Annotated in this window: 13 protein-coding genes; 2 read left to right on the forward strand and 11 right to left on the reverse strand. The window is 53.7% G+C overall.

Annotated elements, in window-relative coordinates; translation table 11 throughout:
• Window positions 1-326 precede the first annotated feature (326 nt).
• The gene (gltB, locus tag FHC48_RS07240; protein WP_021242273.1) at window positions 327-4787 is read left to right on the forward strand and encodes a glutamate synthase large subunit; all 4461 of its coding nucleotides are present in this window, start codon (window positions 327-329) and stop codon (window positions 4785-4787) included.
• Between the two features lie 9 nt (window positions 4788-4796).
• The gene (gene gltD, locus FHC48_RS07245; protein WP_008502824.1) at window positions 4797-6215 is read left to right on the forward strand and encodes a glutamate synthase subunit GltD; all 1419 of its coding nucleotides are present in this window, start codon (window positions 4797-4799) and stop codon (window positions 6213-6215) included.
• A gap of 274 nt (window positions 6216-6489) precedes the next feature.
• Here gltD and FHC48_RS07250 read toward each other — a convergent pair whose 3' ends face one another.
• The 11 genes from FHC48_RS07250 to zapE all read right to left on the reverse strand — a co-directional run bounded on the left by FHC48_RS07250 (window position 6490) and on the right by zapE (window position 16467).
• Window positions 6490-7194, reverse strand: coding sequence for a DUF1120 domain-containing protein (locus FHC48_RS07250; RefSeq protein WP_119312246.1), 705 nt, complete (start codon window positions 7192-7194; stop codon window positions 6490-6492).
• Window positions 7191-7721 (reverse strand): hypothetical protein, encoded by a 531-nt coding sequence (locus tag FHC48_RS07255; RefSeq protein WP_059363796.1) that lies wholly within the window; start codon window positions 7719-7721, stop codon window positions 7191-7193. Before FHC48_RS07255 ends, FHC48_RS07250 begins: the two co-directional genes overlap by 4 nt.
• Window positions 7718-10105 carry a fimbrial biogenesis usher protein gene (locus FHC48_RS07260; protein ID WP_059363795.1) on the reverse strand — a complete coding sequence of 796 codons (2388 nt, stop codon included), beginning with the start codon at window positions 10103-10105 and terminating at the stop codon, window positions 7718-7720. Before FHC48_RS07260 ends, FHC48_RS07255 begins: the two co-directional genes overlap by 4 nt.
• A gap of 24 nt (window positions 10106-10129) precedes the next feature.
• Window positions 10130-10801, reverse strand: coding sequence for a fimbria/pilus chaperone family protein (locus tag FHC48_RS07265; RefSeq protein WP_059363823.1), 672 nt, complete (start codon window positions 10799-10801; stop codon window positions 10130-10132).
• Window positions 10802-10949: 148 nt separating this feature from the next.
• Window positions 10950-11696, reverse strand: coding sequence for a DUF1120 domain-containing protein (locus FHC48_RS07270; RefSeq protein ID WP_059363793.1), 747 nt, complete (start codon window positions 11694-11696; stop codon window positions 10950-10952).
• 49 nt (window positions 11697-11745) lie between these two features.
• Window positions 11746-12486 (reverse strand): DUF1120 domain-containing protein, encoded by a 741-nt coding sequence (locus FHC48_RS07275; protein WP_072253873.1) that lies wholly within the window; start codon window positions 12484-12486, stop codon window positions 11746-11748.
• 270 nt (window positions 12487-12756) lie between these two features.
• Window positions 12757-13254 (reverse strand): ClpXP protease specificity-enhancing factor, encoded by a 498-nt coding sequence (sspB, locus tag FHC48_RS07280; RefSeq protein WP_025912562.1) that lies wholly within the window; start codon window positions 13252-13254, stop codon window positions 12757-12759.
• 5 nt (window positions 13255-13259) lie between these two features.
• Entirely contained in the window at window positions 13260-13898 is a 639-nt protein-coding gene (sspA, locus tag FHC48_RS07285; RefSeq protein ID WP_008502830.1) for a stringent starvation protein SspA, read from the reverse strand.
• A gap of 308 nt (window positions 13899-14206) precedes the next feature.
• Window positions 14207-14599, reverse strand: coding sequence for a 30S ribosomal protein S9 (rpsI, locus tag FHC48_RS07290; protein WP_003860436.1), 393 nt, complete (start codon window positions 14597-14599; stop codon window positions 14207-14209).
• 15 nt (window positions 14600-14614) lie between these two features.
• On the reverse strand, window positions 14615-15043 hold the full coding sequence (gene rplM / locus FHC48_RS07295) for a 50S ribosomal protein L13 (protein WP_003860434.1): 429 nt from the start codon (window positions 15041-15043) through the stop codon (window positions 14615-14617).
• A 299-nt stretch (window positions 15044-15342) separates the two neighbouring features.
• On the reverse strand, window positions 15343-16467 hold the full coding sequence (gene zapE / locus FHC48_RS07300; protein WP_059363790.1) for a cell division protein ZapE: 1125 nt from the start codon (window positions 16465-16467) through the stop codon (window positions 15343-15345).
• Window positions 16468-16502: the final 35 nt, after the last annotated feature.

A 16502-nucleotide genomic window follows, 5' to 3' on the forward strand; every position in this document is an offset into this window, starting at 1 on the left:
TATCCTTTAAATACAGGTAGATAAACTCTCTTTAGCACATTTTTGTATAAATAAGATTGCCATTTGACCTGTGTACCAATTCCCGATAAGTTGGAAATCCGCTGGAAGCTTTCTGGATGAGCGGCCTGCTCATCATATTTATGCAGTAATTGAGATTCCCTCTGAAGCAAGTCCTCAAACTTGTTTACCTGCGCGAAAGGATGAAAAAGAGGGCGAATGCGAGGTCCGCGTATGAAACGCAAACCCCGTCGCCATGCTCTTTCTGTGCCTGTGCGCCACGGTAAAGTTCAGTGGGAAGCCCGACGAGCCTGGGGAGGTTCACTGATATGTTGTACGATAAATCCCTTGAGAAGGATAACTGTGGTTTCGGCCTGATCGCCCACATAGAAGGCGAACCTAGCCACAAGGTGGTGCGTACCGCTATTCACGCACTGGCCCGTATGCAGCACCGTGGCGCCATTCTTGCCGATGGTAAAACTGGCGACGGTTGCGGCCTGCTGCTGCAAAAACCGGATCGTTTCTTCCGCATCGTGGCGGAAGAGCGCGGCTGGCGTTTAGCCAAAAACTACGCTGTCGGCATGCTGTTCCTGAACCAGGATCCTGAAAAAGCTGCCGCCTCACGCCGCATCGTCGAAGAAGAACTTCAGCGTGAAACCCTGTCGATTGTCGGCTGGCGCGATGTGCCAACCAACGAAGGGGTGCTCGGTGAAATCGCCCTCTCCTCGCTGCCTCGTATTGAACAGATTTTCGTCAACGCGCCTGCGGGCTGGCGTCCGCGTGATATGGAACGCCGTCTGTTTATTGCCCGCCGCCGCATTGAAAAACGTCTCCAGGACGATAAAGAGTTCTACGTCTGTAGCCTCTCTAACCTGGTGAACATCTATAAAGGTCTGTGTATGCCGGCTGACCTGCCGCGCTTCTACCTGGACCTGGCGGACCTGCGTCTGGAATCGGCCATTTGCCTGTTCCACCAGCGCTTCTCCACCAACACCGTTCCACGCTGGCCGCTGGCTCAGCCGTTCCGCTACCTGGCGCATAACGGCGAGATCAACACCATTACCGGTAACCGCCAGTGGGCCCGCGCCCGTACCTACAAGTTCCAGACGCCACTGATCCCTGACCTGCATGATGCCGCGCCGTTCGTGAACGAAACCGGCTCGGACTCCAGCTCGATGGATAACATGCTGGAACTGCTGCTGGCGGGCGGGATGGATATCGTGCGCGCCATGCGTCTGCTCGTGCCGCCGGCCTGGCAGAACAACCCGGATATGGACCCTGAGCTTCGCGCGTTCTTCGACTTTAACTCCATGCACATGGAGCCGTGGGACGGCCCGGCGGGCATCGTCATGTCCGACGGTCGTTTCGCTGCGTGTAACCTGGACCGTAACGGCCTGCGTCCGGCGCGCTACGTCATCACCAAAGATAAGCTCATCACCTGCGCCTCTGAAGTCGGCATCTGGGATTACCAGCCTGACGAAGTGGTCGAGAAAGGCCGCGTCGGTCCGGGCGAGCTGATGGTGATCGACACCCGCAGTGGACGCATCCTGCACTCCGCCGAAACCGACAACGATCTGAAGAGCCGCCATCCGTACAAAGAGTGGATGGAGAAAAACGTGCGTCGTCTGGTGCCGTTTGAAGATCTGTCGGATGAAGAAGTGGGCAGCCGCGAGCTGGACGATGACACCCTCGCGAGCTACCAGAAGCAGTTTAACTACAGCGCGGAAGAACTGGACTCCGTCATCCGCGTGCTCGGTGAGAACGGCCAGGAAGCGGTCGGCTCTATGGGTGATGATACTCCGTTTGCCGTGCTCTCCAGCCAGCCGCGCATCATTTACGACTACTTCCGCCAGCAGTTTGCGCAGGTCACCAACCCGCCAATCGACCCGCTGCGTGAAGCCCACGTGATGTCGCTGGCCACCAGCATCGGTCGCGAGATGAACGTCTTCTGCGAGGCCGAAGGCCAGGCGCACCGTCTGACCTTTAAATCGCCGATCCTGCTGTACTCCGATTTCAAACAGCTCACCACCATGAAAGAGGAGCACTATCGCGCCGACACGCTCGATATTACCTTCGACGTGAACGACGCGAGCCTCGAAGAGACGGTGAATGCGCTGTGCGACAAAGCCGAACAGATGGTGCGTAACGGTACCGTGCTGCTGGTATTGTCCGACCGCAACATCGCGAAAAACCGTCTGCCGGTGCCTGCACCAATGGCGGTGGGCGCTATCCAGACGCGTCTGGTGGATAAGAGCCTGCGCTGCGACGCCAACATCATTGTTGAAACCGCCAGCGCGCGCGACCCGCACCACTTTGCCGTGCTGTTAGGCTTTGGCGCGACGGCGATCTATCCGTACCTGGCCTATGAAACGCTGGCCCGTCTGGTGGATACCCGCGCGATCGACAAAGATTACCGCGCGGTGATGCTGAACTACCGTAACGGCATCAACAAAGGTCTGTACAAGATCATGTCCAAAATGGGCATCTCGACCATTGCCTCCTACCGCTGCTCGAAGCTGTTTGAAGCGGTCGGCCTGCACGATGAGGTCGCCAACCTTTGCTTCCAGGGCGTGGTCAGCCGCATCGGCGGCGCCGGTTTTGCTGACTTCCAGCAGGATCTGGTGAACCTGTCCAAGCGCGCCTGGCTGGCACGTAAGCCGCTGGATCAGGGCGGTCTGCTGAAATACGTTCACGGCGGCGAGTATCATGCCTACAACCCTGACGTGGTGCGCACGCTGCAGCAGGCGGTTCAGAGCGGCGAATACCGTGATTATCAGCAGTACGCTGAACTGGTGAACAACCGTCCGGCGGCGACGCTGCGCGACCTCATAGCCCTGAATCCGGGTGATGAAGCGGTCAGCATTGACGAAGTCGAACCGGCATCCGAACTGTTCAAACGCTTCGATACCGCGGCGATGTCCATCGGCGCGCTGAGCCCGGAAGCCCACGAGGCGCTGGCGGAAGCCATGAACAGCATCGGTGGCAACTCTAACTCCGGCGAAGGCGGTGAAGATCCTGCCCGTTACGGCACCAACAAAGTGTCCCGTATCAAGCAGGTGGCATCCGGCCGCTTTGGCGTGACGCCAGCGTACCTGGTCAACGCCGACGTGATTCAGATTAAAGTCGCTCAGGGTGCGAAACCGGGCGAAGGCGGTCAGCTGCCGGGTGATAAAGTTACCCCGTACATCGCCAAACTGCGCTACTCGGTACCGGGCGTGACGCTGATCTCCCCGCCGCCGCACCACGATATCTACTCTATCGAGGATCTGGCGCAGCTGATTTTCGACCTGAAGCAGGTCAACCCGAAAGCGATGATCTCCGTGAAGCTGGTTTCCGAACCGGGCGTCGGCACCATTGCCACCGGCGTGGCGAAGGCCTATGCGGACCTTATCACCATCGCCGGTTATGACGGCGGTACCGGCGCAAGCCCGCTCTCCTCCGTGAAATATGCGGGCTGCCCGTGGGAACTTGGCCTGGTGGAAACCCAGCAGGCGCTGGTCGCTAACGGTCTGCGTCACAAGATCCGTCTGCAGGTGGACGGTGGCCTGAAAACCGGCCTCGACATCATCAAGGCGGCGATTCTGGGTGCGGAAAGCTTCGGCTTCGGTACCGGCCCAATGGTTGCGCTCGGCTGTAAATACCTGCGTATTTGCCACCTGAACAACTGCGCAACCGGTGTTGCGACCCAGGACGAGAAGCTGCGTAAGAATCACTATCACGGTCTGCCGTTCAAAGTGACCAACTACTTTGACTTCATCGCCCGTGAAACCCGCGAGCTGATGGCGCAGCTGGGCGTGAAGCGCCTGGTGGACCTGATTGGCCGTACCGACCTGCTGAAAGAGCTGGAAGGCTTCACCGCCAAGCAGCAGAAGCTGGAGCTGTCTAAGCTGCTGGAAACCGCGCAGCCGCATCCTGGCAAAGCGGTCTACTGCACCGAGAACAACCCGCCGTTCGACAACGGCGTGCTGAACGCGCAGCTGCTGCAGCAGGCGAAACCGTATGTGGACGACAAGCAGAGCAAAACGTTCTGGTTTGATATCCGCAACACCGACCGTTCCGTGGGTGCCTCCCTCTCCGGCTACATCGCGCAGACGCACGGTGACCAGGGGCTGGCAGCCGATCCGATTACCGCACACTTCAGCGGTACTGCGGGTCAGAGCTTCGGCGTGTGGAACGCAGGCGGCGTTGAGCTGTACCTGACCGGCGATGCCAACGACTACGTCGGCAAAGGCATGGCGGGCGGTCTTCTGGCGGTACGTCCTCCGGTCGGCTCAGCCTTCCGCAGCCATGAAGCCAGCATTATCGGTAACACCTGCCTGTACGGCGCGACCGGCGGTCGTCTTTTTGCCGCGGGCCGTGCGGGCGAGCGTTTTGCGGTGCGTAACTCCGGTGCTATCACCGTGGTGGAAGGCATTGGCGATAACGGTTGTGAATACATGACGGGCGGGATTGTTTGCGTTCTGGGTAAAACCGGCGTGAACTTCGGCGCAGGCATGACGGGCGGTTTTGCCTACGTCCTGGATGAAGACGGTGAGTTCCGTAAACGCGTGAACCCTGAACTGGTAGAAGTGCTGGACGTTGACACGCTGGCCATTCACGAAGAACACCTGCGCGGTTTGATTACCGAACACGTGCAGCATACCGGTTCTTCGCGCGGCGAAGAGATCCTGGCGAACTGGCCGGCGTTCTCTGCGAAATTCGCGCTGGTTAAGCCGAAGTCCAGCGATGTTAAAGCCCTGTTGGGTCACCGTAGTCGTAGCGCAGCAGAGCTGCGCGTGCAGGCGCAGTAAGGAATTCAGATGAGCCAGAACGTATACCAGTTTATCGACCTGCAGCGTGTTGATCCGCCAAAGAAACCGCTGAAGATCCGCAAAATTGAATTTGTTGAAATCTACGAGCCGTTTTCAGAAGGCCAGGCCAAAGCACAGGCAGACCGCTGCCTGTCCTGCGGTAACCCTTACTGCGAATGGAAATGTCCGGTACACAACTACATCCCGAACTGGCTGAAGCTGGCCAACGAAGGACGTATTTTTGAAGCCGCCGAACTCTCTCACCAGACAAACACCCTGCCGGAAGTGTGCGGCCGCGTGTGTCCTCAGGATCGTCTGTGCGAAGGTTCCTGTACGCTAAACGACGAGTTTGGCGCGGTGACCATCGGCAACATCGAGCGCTATATCAACGATAAAGCGTTTGAGATGGGCTGGCGTCCGGACATGACCGGCGTGAAGCAAACCAACAAGCGCGTGGCGATCATCGGCGCGGGCCCGGCGGGCCTGGCCTGTGCGGACGTGCTGACCCGCAACGGCGTGAAGGCGGTGGTCTTTGACCGCCATCCGGAGATTGGCGGCCTGCTGACCTTCGGGATCCCGGCCTTCAAGCTGGAAAAAGAGGTCATGACCCGTCGCCGTGAAATCTTCACCGGCATGGGCATTGAGTTCAAACTGAACACAGAAGTGGGCCGCGACGTACAGCTCGACGATCTGCTGAAGGATTACGACGCCGTGTTCCTGGGCGTGGGTACCTATCAGTCCATGCGCGGTGGTCTGGAAAACGAAGACGCGCCGGGCGTTTATGACGCGCTGCCGTTCCTGATTGCCAACACCAAGCAGATTATGGGTTACGGCGAAACCGCTGATGAGCCGTTCGTCAGCATGGAAGGAAAACGCGTGGTGGTGCTGGGCGGCGGTGATACCGCGATGGACTGCGTGCGAACCTCCATTCGTCAGAATGCGGCGCACGTGATCTGTGCCTACCGTCGTGACGAAGAGAACATGCCGGGCTCTAAGCGCGAAGTGAAAAACGCGCGTGAAGAGGGCGTGGAATTCCAGTTCAACATCCAGCCTCTGGGTATTGAAGTGAATGCCAACGGTAAAGTGAGCGGCGTGAAGATGGCGCGCACTGAGATGGGCGCACCGGATGCGAAAGGCCGTCGTCGCGCGGAAATCGTGGCAGGCTCCGAGCACGTGATCCCCGCTGACGCCGTGGTGATGGCGTTCGGTTTCCGCCCTCACAGCATGGAATGGCTGGCGAAGCACAGCGTTGAGCTGGACTCGCAGGGCCGTATTATTGCGCCAGAAGGCAGCGATAATGCCTTCCAGACCAGCAACCCGAAAATCTTCGCCGGTGGCGATATCGTTCGCGGTTCCGACCTGGTGGTGACGGCGATTGCCGAAGGGCGCAAAGCGGCTGACGGGATACTGAACTACCTGGAAGTGTAATGAACGAGCCGGATGGAATGACCATCCGGCTTTTTTATGCGGCGAGCAGAAGTTGGATGTCAATATACTGGGCGTGCAACGCTACCTTTCCCTGCTCCGGAATCTGAGAAAAAATGATAACATTCATAAAGATAACTTTTTCCTGATATCGTGGTGGCCCGGTACCAAAAGGGTAGCAGTTCATCACAACACAGGATTTCTGAGGGAGCTAAGCCGCACCAAAGGACGCCAGAATACGCCCTGTGGCACCGCAGAAAAGGATATCAGTAAAAGGTTATAAATAGACCAGCGTAATCACTGCCTCACCGTCCAGTTTAATTTCCTGACCACTACCCAGACCATTTGCGACAGCTACACTCACCTGCAGCGGAATGACCGCAGATGAAATCGGCTGTGGGGTATCTGTTCCCTTTTGCACAAACGTATAGAAATAGTCCTGCTGGGTCGGCAAAGGCAATAGCGTCGTGCGCGCCCATGGACCATTTTTGGTCGCGGCCCCAGCGATCTCCACCTGAACGGCGGCACTTTCGTCGGCTGCGGTCACGCCTGCGGCGTTAATTTGCACCCCGTAACTGCCAATCGGTTTCTGCTCGCTGGTCAACCCTAAACCAAACAGGCGAGTCGTATCCCTCACATAGGCGCCGTTATTAATCTGGAATTTTACCCCTTCTTGCCCGGATTTATCTTTGCCAACGACCACGGAACTGGCGCGGGTATCGCGCGCGGTAATCGCGACTCCCGTAGAGGATTCACACGTCACTGAGAGCATAAGGTCGCGAGTGCCTAGCTGTGTTAATGCGTTGGAGGAGAGCGACCCCGCATAGCGTGTGCCGAAATCTGCCACACCGCCATTGCTCAACGCCGGTGTACAGGCGGCAGCGTCAACGGTGACATCCACATCAATATTGGCCGTATCAGTTGCCCATGCCGCTGAAGCGGCAGACATTCCGCAGAGTAATAGCGCTATACGCTTTTTCATTGTACATCCATCCTTACGCGTAAATTTCCGCGCCACACTTCCCTGTCCGTAATGGCGTTACTTTTGAAGCGCGGTTTGATGGTAAGCGTGACAGACGCCGTTTTTCCCCGCAGCTCCTGACCGTTGATAAACGCAATCCCTTCGTTAAGCGCTGGCGCGATCTCTCTTACGCCGCCGTTGGTAACCCACGGGTCGCCGGCATGGATAGCAGCCAGATTGACCGTATGATCGTCCACCGTTGCCTGCGCCGCAGTAACGCGCATGACGCCGTTATCGCCAAATCCAAATTCATGCCCTTTCGGTACGTTACTGCCCAGAAAGAGACGAATACGCGACGGTTCATCGCATATCACGTTGAGAACAATCTGTTTCTCCGGCATCTCAATCAATGTGTTCCCCTCCGCCTGGCGCTCTGCGGCACTCATACGGCCATAGCTGAGTTTTTGCTGGCTTGATACTAACTGGCAGTCAGCCATAGCATGCAGAGAAAACGCCATTGCGCACACGGCTAAAAAAAGCGCCTTCATTTACACACCTCATTGACAGTTTCATAGAATGTATCGGTATTTGCCTCTTTCGGAAGCTTCAGACCAAATGCACAGGTGCCGTTATCCAGTTTTGCCACCACCTGTTGAGCAGGTTCAACATCGTTAAAAAATACCACGCCGTCATCCACTGAGGTCGTAAGATAATTTCCGTGCGAATCCTCAAGGGCGATCCCTTTCGGCAGCTTTTTACCGTTTGCCAGGGTAACGTTCACCAATGCACGTCGCTGGGTTAACGCGGCAAAATCGAGATGCCCTACCGCTCCTTTGCCAAGCGTGACGACACGCGTTCCATTCCCGATATCCATATTTTTCGGCAATGTTTCCGTATCCACTTCTACACGGGATGGGCGCCAGGCCCCCACTGACGGTACCACTGCCTGACCACGGAAGTCGGTCCATACCGGCCCCTGAGGAGTGTCGATCCTCACACCGGAGACGGGTTTATCCAGAGCAGCGATCGCAAACGTGTCTCGGATCGCCCATGGCGAGAACGTAACGCCTTGCCCATGAACGGCGATGCCCCCCTGTAGCGATCCTGAATAGCTGCGGCTATTTTCGTTATCCGAACTGGCGCTCAGGCCAAGCTGCGTATAGTGAAGGTTGCTGGTTATCCCACCGTTAATGTTATCGCGATCCGTAGCCTGATCGTGTTCTGCTCCCAGCGACCAGGATGTGGTATCACTTGCAACGCCAAGCGCAGAGGCGCCATAGCGCGTTTTATGGTCGTCATGTCGGCTGTACAGGCTAACGCTATTGCTTGCACCAAAAGGAATACTGAGGTTGACGTAGAACAAATCGCCATCATCCTCATTCTCCTCATCAGCACTCAACTGATGTTGCCAGTTCATAGAAATCGTGGCGTACTTAAATGACTTGTTCCAACCCGCAGAGATAAAACGAGAATCATCAGACTTATCATAACCCTGCGTTTGGTAGTAGCTGGTGCTAAGTGTTCCTAAATAAGGCACGCTCCAGGTCAGCCCGGCGGAATATTCATTTTTATTACCGCTGTCGAAATCATCATCCAGCGCTTCAAAAAGTTCGCGATAGTCTTGCGATTTATGCGTAACTGAGGCGTTAGCCCCCATGCCAAACGCGGGGTCAGAACTCCACGTTGCCGATAGCGTGTACTTCTGCCCTTCCAGTGAATCTTTCGAATCGTTGGACTGGTTCGCCTGGAGTGAAACAAGCCATGCCGGTAACGGCACCGTATCAAGGCTGGTGGCGACAGCCTGGTAACCTTCACCAACGATTGAGCCTGCGTTGACATTCACTTGTTCGCTAAGTTTCCAGCCTCCAGAAAGGCTGGCTACCCATGGTGTTTCACTATAGCTATCGCTCACTCGCCCCAACGCGAAGTGATATCCTGAAGGCGTCCCTGCGCTCTGGTTATACAGCGCTGCAGGTACTACATAGCTGTGCTGGCTGCCATCGGTTTCCACTACCGTCACGTTCAGATCGCTGACGCCGTTACGTACCGGCACATCGGTGAGATTAAACGGCCCGACCGGCACTAGCGTGCTGTACACCAGTACATTTTGCTGACGCACTTCAACACGGGCCTGAGGCGTATTGGCGATACCGGACACGCTCACTCCGCTTCCGCCCCGCTGTAAGGCGCTCTCGGGTGAAAGCTCTATACCATAGATCCCCGTTCCCTGAAGTAGGGAGTTATTGATATTGACCTCGCCCGCCCGCAGGGTACTTTTCAGGGGGACAAAGGTATGCTGCAAATAGGTCGATGAGTTATTACTTTCAAATTCTCCGTCGCTCCGGCTCAGCAGTTGCTGTGTACGTAAGATCCAGTCGTTGAAATTGACCCCGCCGTCCAGCATGGCCTGTGAATAGTCAGAGTGCCCGTCACCAAACTCATTGCGTGAGGAGAGAAGAGAATAATTCAACAGTGCAGCAGTGCCGCCAGAAGTATAAGCCCCGATATCCGATTCGCTGTTTGCTACCTGATCCGCCGGTACAACCAGATTTAAAGACTCTTGCGCAGGCGAAGCCTCCACAATAGCGCTCGGGTTATGACCAGCATAATCGTAGCAGCCGGACTCATAGTCAGAGGGTATTTTTAATCCTGCCTGCTCCATAAAAGGTTTGTCGAAACAGAGATCGCCGTTGTTGTCGAAACGAGCAATAACGTTGCCTTTATTATCACCATTCACCTTCAGGGCGACGGAAACGCTACCCGGTAAATACTTCGTCTTGTGAGAGAAATAATTTGAAACATCCGGGTTTATCCCCAGTGAACGAAGTGTGTCCTGATCAAAATTGATGGCAGCAGTCTCCATCTGCTGAGCCACCGCCTGGCCAGAACAGACCAGGCCAATGAGACAGGCGAGTAACGTTTTTTGCTGCATATCCTTTGCTGTCCTTATAGAGGTTTACTTCAAATCTGTAGTAAAGCGATCCCCTTTATAGCCGTAACGACTTGCCGGATAGAATTCAACTTTATTATCAGAGAAATTTGGTAATATTGTTTTTATCGAGGTGTGAGGAAGTATGTAGGTCTTATCCAGCACACCCGATTTTCCTGAGGGTAATGTTTTAAAGGATGCTGTTATACGAACAACGTAATCGCTGGGATTGTTGATAACCAAGCCATCATCCTTTTTGTTCCATGTAAGAAATTTCCATGGCTGTGTCTCCTCAGGCAGGCCTGCAGGATGAATTACTACGGGAAGATCCTGGCCGATGGTCAACGCAACTTTATCTTTTCCTTTCTCCTTTGGAGGAATACCTTCAAACGTGACGCGTTTAAGTTCTTCATACTTTATAGGTTTGCTGGTTTGCAGCAGAAAACGCATTCGCTGTGTTTCCCCTGCGTCGACACGGACTACAGGTTGAGAAACGATTAAACGAATTGATTTATCGCTATCAGGTAAATCTACAATGTTTGTATAGAGCAATGCAGGCTGCGAATCCGTATTTTTAACATTCATACTGGCTTCGCCTTTTTGTGCATCGACTAATAAGACCGATGTTTCTGGAACCATGCCGGTAGCAAAACACTTTGTCGCTACTGCCAACAACGCAAGATATAGAATTTTCTTCATGACTTTCCACTCACATAAATAAATAAAAATCATACCGGCATTATTTTTATTATTCTTGCGGCAGAGAAAGCTATTTTCATGCAAAAAATGCGTGACAATAGCTTTTAAATAATCTAAGCCATTGCCACGTTAATTAAGCGTTAAATTATTACAGATATACCAGACTAATGGTTGCGTTACCGTCCAGCGTAATAACGTCAGTTGTACCTAATACCGAGTTATCCTGAACTGCCGATGTAACCAGCAACGGTACGCTAAGCTGTTTGAAGGCTTTTGGCACCGTAGTACCGGTTGTTGCTACGGTATTCGCTTTTTGGTAGCCCGTGCAGCCATTAAGCGAGCAAAGGTAGCCCAGGCCTGGCGCAACTTTCTCCCAGACTCGCTGACCTTCAACGATACTCTCTGTTACCAGTGTGTCAACGTTCGCGCCATCCGCTGTCACCGCTGCAGTATTGATAGCGACGGTGTAAGCACCTATGTTCACGCCAGCGGTGGTTTTACCCAGACCAAAGGCACCATAAGTGTTGCTGAAATCTGAGTTATCCGTACCGCTACCTGCGATAAACGCGGTTGAAGAGAGGTTAACGCGACTGTCCAGGCGGTTATCGGTGGAGGTAAAAGCAACGCTCATGTTGCTTTCGCAACTGATATTTAGCGTGATGCTTTTCTGGCCCAATTGTACCAACTTGTTTGTCGCACCGGTTGGCGCGATATTTTGGTTCAGTACCGTTCCATAATCGACAACGCCGCCATCAGGAAGGGTCGGCGTACATGCAGCCGGGTTAATCGTACCAACAACTTTCAGCGTAACATCGTTAGCGGCCTGGGCGGCAAAAGCGGATAAACCGAAGGCTACGGCGACGGTTGCTGCCGAGAGTGCTTTTTTAAATTCCATTATTTTCATTTCCCGTTTTATTTTCTACAGCATTGAGCAAAAGCGAATATCAGAGATAAACAATGCTCAGCGTGGCATTACCATCAAGCGTGATAGTATCGCCTGTACCCAATACCGTGTTGTCCTGAAGCGCAGTCGTTATGCGTAACGGCATATTCATAACTTTAAAAGCTTTTGGTGTAGTGGTTCCTGAAGCAGCAGCCGTAAAGACACGGATCTGCCCTGTGCCACTGTTAATTGGTGCAAAAGCACCCGAGGTGGATTTACCCCATGTATAATTTGACGTACCGGTAGTTGTGGCTCCAATCAGATCAGCGGCAACACCATCAACTGTAATATTAACGGGATCTGCTGCAATTACGTAATCGCCAATACTCACACCCGCACTCGTTTTACCCAAGCCAAATGAGTTTCCTGTAGCGGTAGCGTTAACATTACCGTAAAATCCATTTTCGATATAAGCGGTGCTGCCCAGACCCACGCGAGTATCATGGCGGTTATCCGTAGAAGTCACCCCAACGCTGGTATCGCTGTCACAGGTAATAGTGAGAGTGATACTTTTAGCCCCCAACTGAACCAGTGAATTTGCCGTGCCGGTTGGATTGATGGTAGAAGCTGGCATTGTGCCATAATCTACCACCCCACCGTTTGGCAGTGATGGTACGCAGGAACCAGGAACAATATTACCAACAACTTTCAATGTCACATCATTTGCAGCGTGTGCATTTGACATAGCGAGGGCTGCACAAATAGCAGCAGATGAAAATACTTTTCTAAATGTAACGTTCATAATTTGTCCTTAAAAGAAAATCCGTTTTTGTTAATGCATATATATATTTTCATAGGGTGACATCGGACACAATCAAATTAAAGTAAAACGTTATTGAAGATAAAATGAATAGACTAGGGGATACCTATTTTTCACAAGGATAATCTTATGCCAATTAATAGACCGTGCTCTTTTGCAAAGACACAAGATTTTTAAAGAAGAATTTTATACAGAAAATAAAAAACCTGCACAATAGTGCAGGTTCGGAAAAAAGATTATGCTTTACGAAGCTTATTTGACGACACGGAGTGCCGGGCGACCACCGCGCGGAGGCGGATCGTCATCAGGGTCATTGTCATCTTGATGATCGGGTTTGTCGCCATCGATAATTGACATCACCGTGTCGCTTTCACGCTCATCAGATGCGTTGTCATCATTCAGGCTGGCAACGTCTTCATCATATGCCGCTTCCGGCTCGAACATGGTACCCGCACCGTTTTCACGCGCGTAGATAGCCAGCACAGCAGCCAGCGGTACGGAAACCTGGCGCGGTACGCCGCCGAAACGCGCGTTGAAGCGCACCTCATCGTTCGCCAGCTCCAGGTTGCCCACCGCGCGCGGGGCGATGTTCAGTACGATCTGTCCGTCACGTGCGTATTCCATTGGAACCAGCACGCCCGGCAACGTCACATCCACAACCAGGTGCGGCGTGAGCTGGTTATCCAGCAGCCATTCATAGAAGGCGCGCAGCAGATACGGACGGCGTGGGGTAAGTTGTGACATTTCCACAGTCATTAGCCTCGGCCGAGACGCATTTCACGTTCCGGTTCAGTTAAAGATGCCAGGAAAGAGTCGCGCTCAAAGACGCGAGTCATATAGCCCTTCAGCTCTTTCGCGCCAGGACCGCTGAACTCTACGCCCAGGATTGGCAGACGCCACAGCAGCGGTGCCAGGTAGCAATCCACGAGGCTGAACTCATCGCTCAGGAAGAACGGTTTCTGACCAAACACCGGGGCGATTGCCAGCAGCTCTTCACGCAGTTGCTTACGCGCAGCGTCGGCTTCCGCAGCGGATCCGCTGGTGATCACGTTCATCAGCGAATACCAGTCTTTTTCGATACGCTGCATGTACAGGCGGCTTTCACCACGCGCAACAGGGTAAACAGGCATCAGCGGCGGATGCGGGAAACGCTCATCCAGGTATTCCATAATGATACGGGATTCCCACAGGGTCAGCTCGCGATCCACCAGCGTCGGTACGCTTTGGCTCGGGTTGAGATCGATCAGATCCTGAGGCGGGTTATCCTTTTCCACATGCTCGATCTCAAAACTGACACCCTTCTCGGCCAGCACGATACGAACCTGATGGCTATAAATGTCAGTAGGACCAGAAAACAGCGTCATTACCGAACGTTTGTTGGCAGCGACAGCCATGAAAACCTCCAGGTATATTCAGAATTTTTACTGCTACCAGCCCAACAGGGGCCAGCCAGATGTTGTATCGCCCATCCCAGAGAAGACACATTGTTCAAGAATCGAACAAAAATCGAGTATTCACCGATATTTGGGCAGAAAATTGGATGATAGTTTACCAGATTTTGATGGCTTTGTGGTGAGGGGATTCTGGAAATGTGGAAAAAGAGAAGATATATGCATGGATATTGTGGATAACCTGCGCATTATCCATAAAAAAACCCGCCGAAGCGGGTTTTTCGCCAATCGTTCTGCGTAAGCAGAATGGATTAACGTTTGGAGAACTGTGGACGACGACGTGCTTTACGCAGACCCACTTTCTTACGTTCAACCTGACGCGCGTCACGAGTAACGAAGCCAGCTTTACGCAGTTCAGAACGCAGGGATTCGTCGTACTCCATCAGAGCGCGGGTGATACCGTGACGGATCGCACCTGCCTGACCGGAGATACCACCACCTTTAACGGTGATGTACAGATCCAGTTTTTCTACCATATCAACCAGTTCCAGCGGCTGGCGAACTACCATGCGGGCAGTTTCGCGACCGAAGTACTGTTCCAGAGAACGCTGGTTGATTACGATTTTACCACTGCCCGGTTTGATGAAAACGCGAGCTGCGGAACTTTTGCGGCGACCAGTGCCGTAGTATTGATTTTCAGCCATTGCCTATAATCCCGATTAGATGTCAAGAACTTGCGGTTGCTGTGCCGCGTGGTTGTGCTCGTTGCCTGCGTAAACTTTCAGTTTACGGAACATAGCACGACCCAGCGGGCCTTTTGGCAGCATGCCTTTAACCGCGATTTCAATCACACGCTCAGGACGGCGAGCAATCATCTCTTCAAAGGTCGCTTCTTTGATACCACCGATGTGGCCGGTGTGGTGGTAGTACATTTTGTCAGTACGCTTGTTGCCGGTAACAGCAACTTTGTCAGCGTTCAGAACGATGATGTAATCACCGGTATCAACGTGCGGAGTGTATTCCGCTTTGTGCTTACCGCGCAGGCGACGAGCCAGTTCAGTAGCCAGACGGCCCAGAGTTTTACCGGTCGCGTCAACAACATACCAGTCGCGCTGTACGGTTTCTGGTTTAGCTGTAAAAGTTTTCATTAAAAGCTTACCCAAATAATAAGTTACACGTTGGTGAACACCCAAACGTTTAGTCAGTTGAGGTTCACACGACAAAGTCCGGCAAACCTACCCCTTCGAATAGCACATGCCGACACATAGAAAGTTTCGGGAAAAAAACCTTCTCGTAACGTGGGGTCGCAAGATTATAGAGAAGTTGAGGTCAAAGATCGACCCTTAAATGTGATTCAAATTGGGTTTTTCGAGGCGGTGGAAAATGCCGGATGGCGGCTGCGCCTCACCCGGCCTACAAGTCCCCCTTCACAGGGAGAGGGTGGCGTTTATGGCATATGCTCCAGCTTCAGGTATTCCTCGCTCTGCATCTCCTGCAGGCGAGACAGGCAGCGCTGGAACTCAAACTTTAGCCGCTCCCCCTGGTAGATCTCATATAAAGGAACCTCGGCGCTAATCACCAGCTTAACGTGGCGCTCGTAAAACTCGTCCACCATCGCGATGAAGCGCCGCGCCTCGCTCTCCATCAGTCGCGTCATCACCGGCACATCCAGCACCATCACGGTGTGGAACAGACGTGAAAGCGCAATGTAGTCGTGCTGGCTGCGGGCATCAACGCACAGCGTCGTAAAGGAGACCGCCAGCGTTTGGTTTTCAACGCCGAGCGTTGGCAGCGGGCGATGGTTAATCTCGAGTTCCGGGGCGTGCTCGCGTTTTGCCCCCGCCAGCGCCAGCCAGAGTTTATCCATCTCGCGGGTGGTCTCTGCATTTAACGGCGAGAGCCACAGGTGCGCCTGGGTTAAGGTGCGCAGGCGATAATCGACACCGGCATCAACGTTCATAATGTCACAATGCTGCTTAATGGCGTCGATGGCAGGCAGGAAGCGTGCCCGCTGCAGGCCGTTGTGGTAAAGCTCATCCGGCGGAATATTCGACGTGGCCACCAGCGTGATCCCGCGGGCAAAAAGCGCTTTCATCAGGCCACCTAACAGCATGGCATCGGTGATGTCAGACACAAAAAATTCATCGAAGCAGAGCACGTCCGTTTCCGCCTTGAACCTGTCGGCCACAATCTCCAGCGGATCGCTTTTACCCTGCAGCGCAGTCAGCTCTTCATGCACACGCAGCATAAAGCGGTGGAAGTGCAGACGCTGTTTACGCGCCCCCGGCAGGCTCTGGTAGAACATGTCCATCAGCCAGGTTTTTCCGCGACCGACCCCGCCCCACATATATAGACCGCGCACCGGCGCGTGGGCCTGTGGCGTTTTTTTTCCAAGCAACCGTCCAAATGCCGCCTTTAGCCCGCCATTCTGTTCGGTTTCAGCGGGTTTGGCCGTGAGTTCCTGATAAATCATCTCCAGACGACTTACCGCCTCACGCTGTACGTCATCCGGCTGATGAGTGCCCTCGTTTAGGGCCAGTTGATATCGCGATGCAGGGGACAGGTTTTGCATAATCTTATTGTTATTCCTTCAATTAACGCTCACCA

This window comes from Enterobacter sp. EC_50 (assembly GCF_019584525.1).
Lineage (GTDB): Bacteria > Pseudomonadota > Gammaproteobacteria > Enterobacterales > Enterobacteriaceae > Enterobacter > Enterobacter roggenkampii.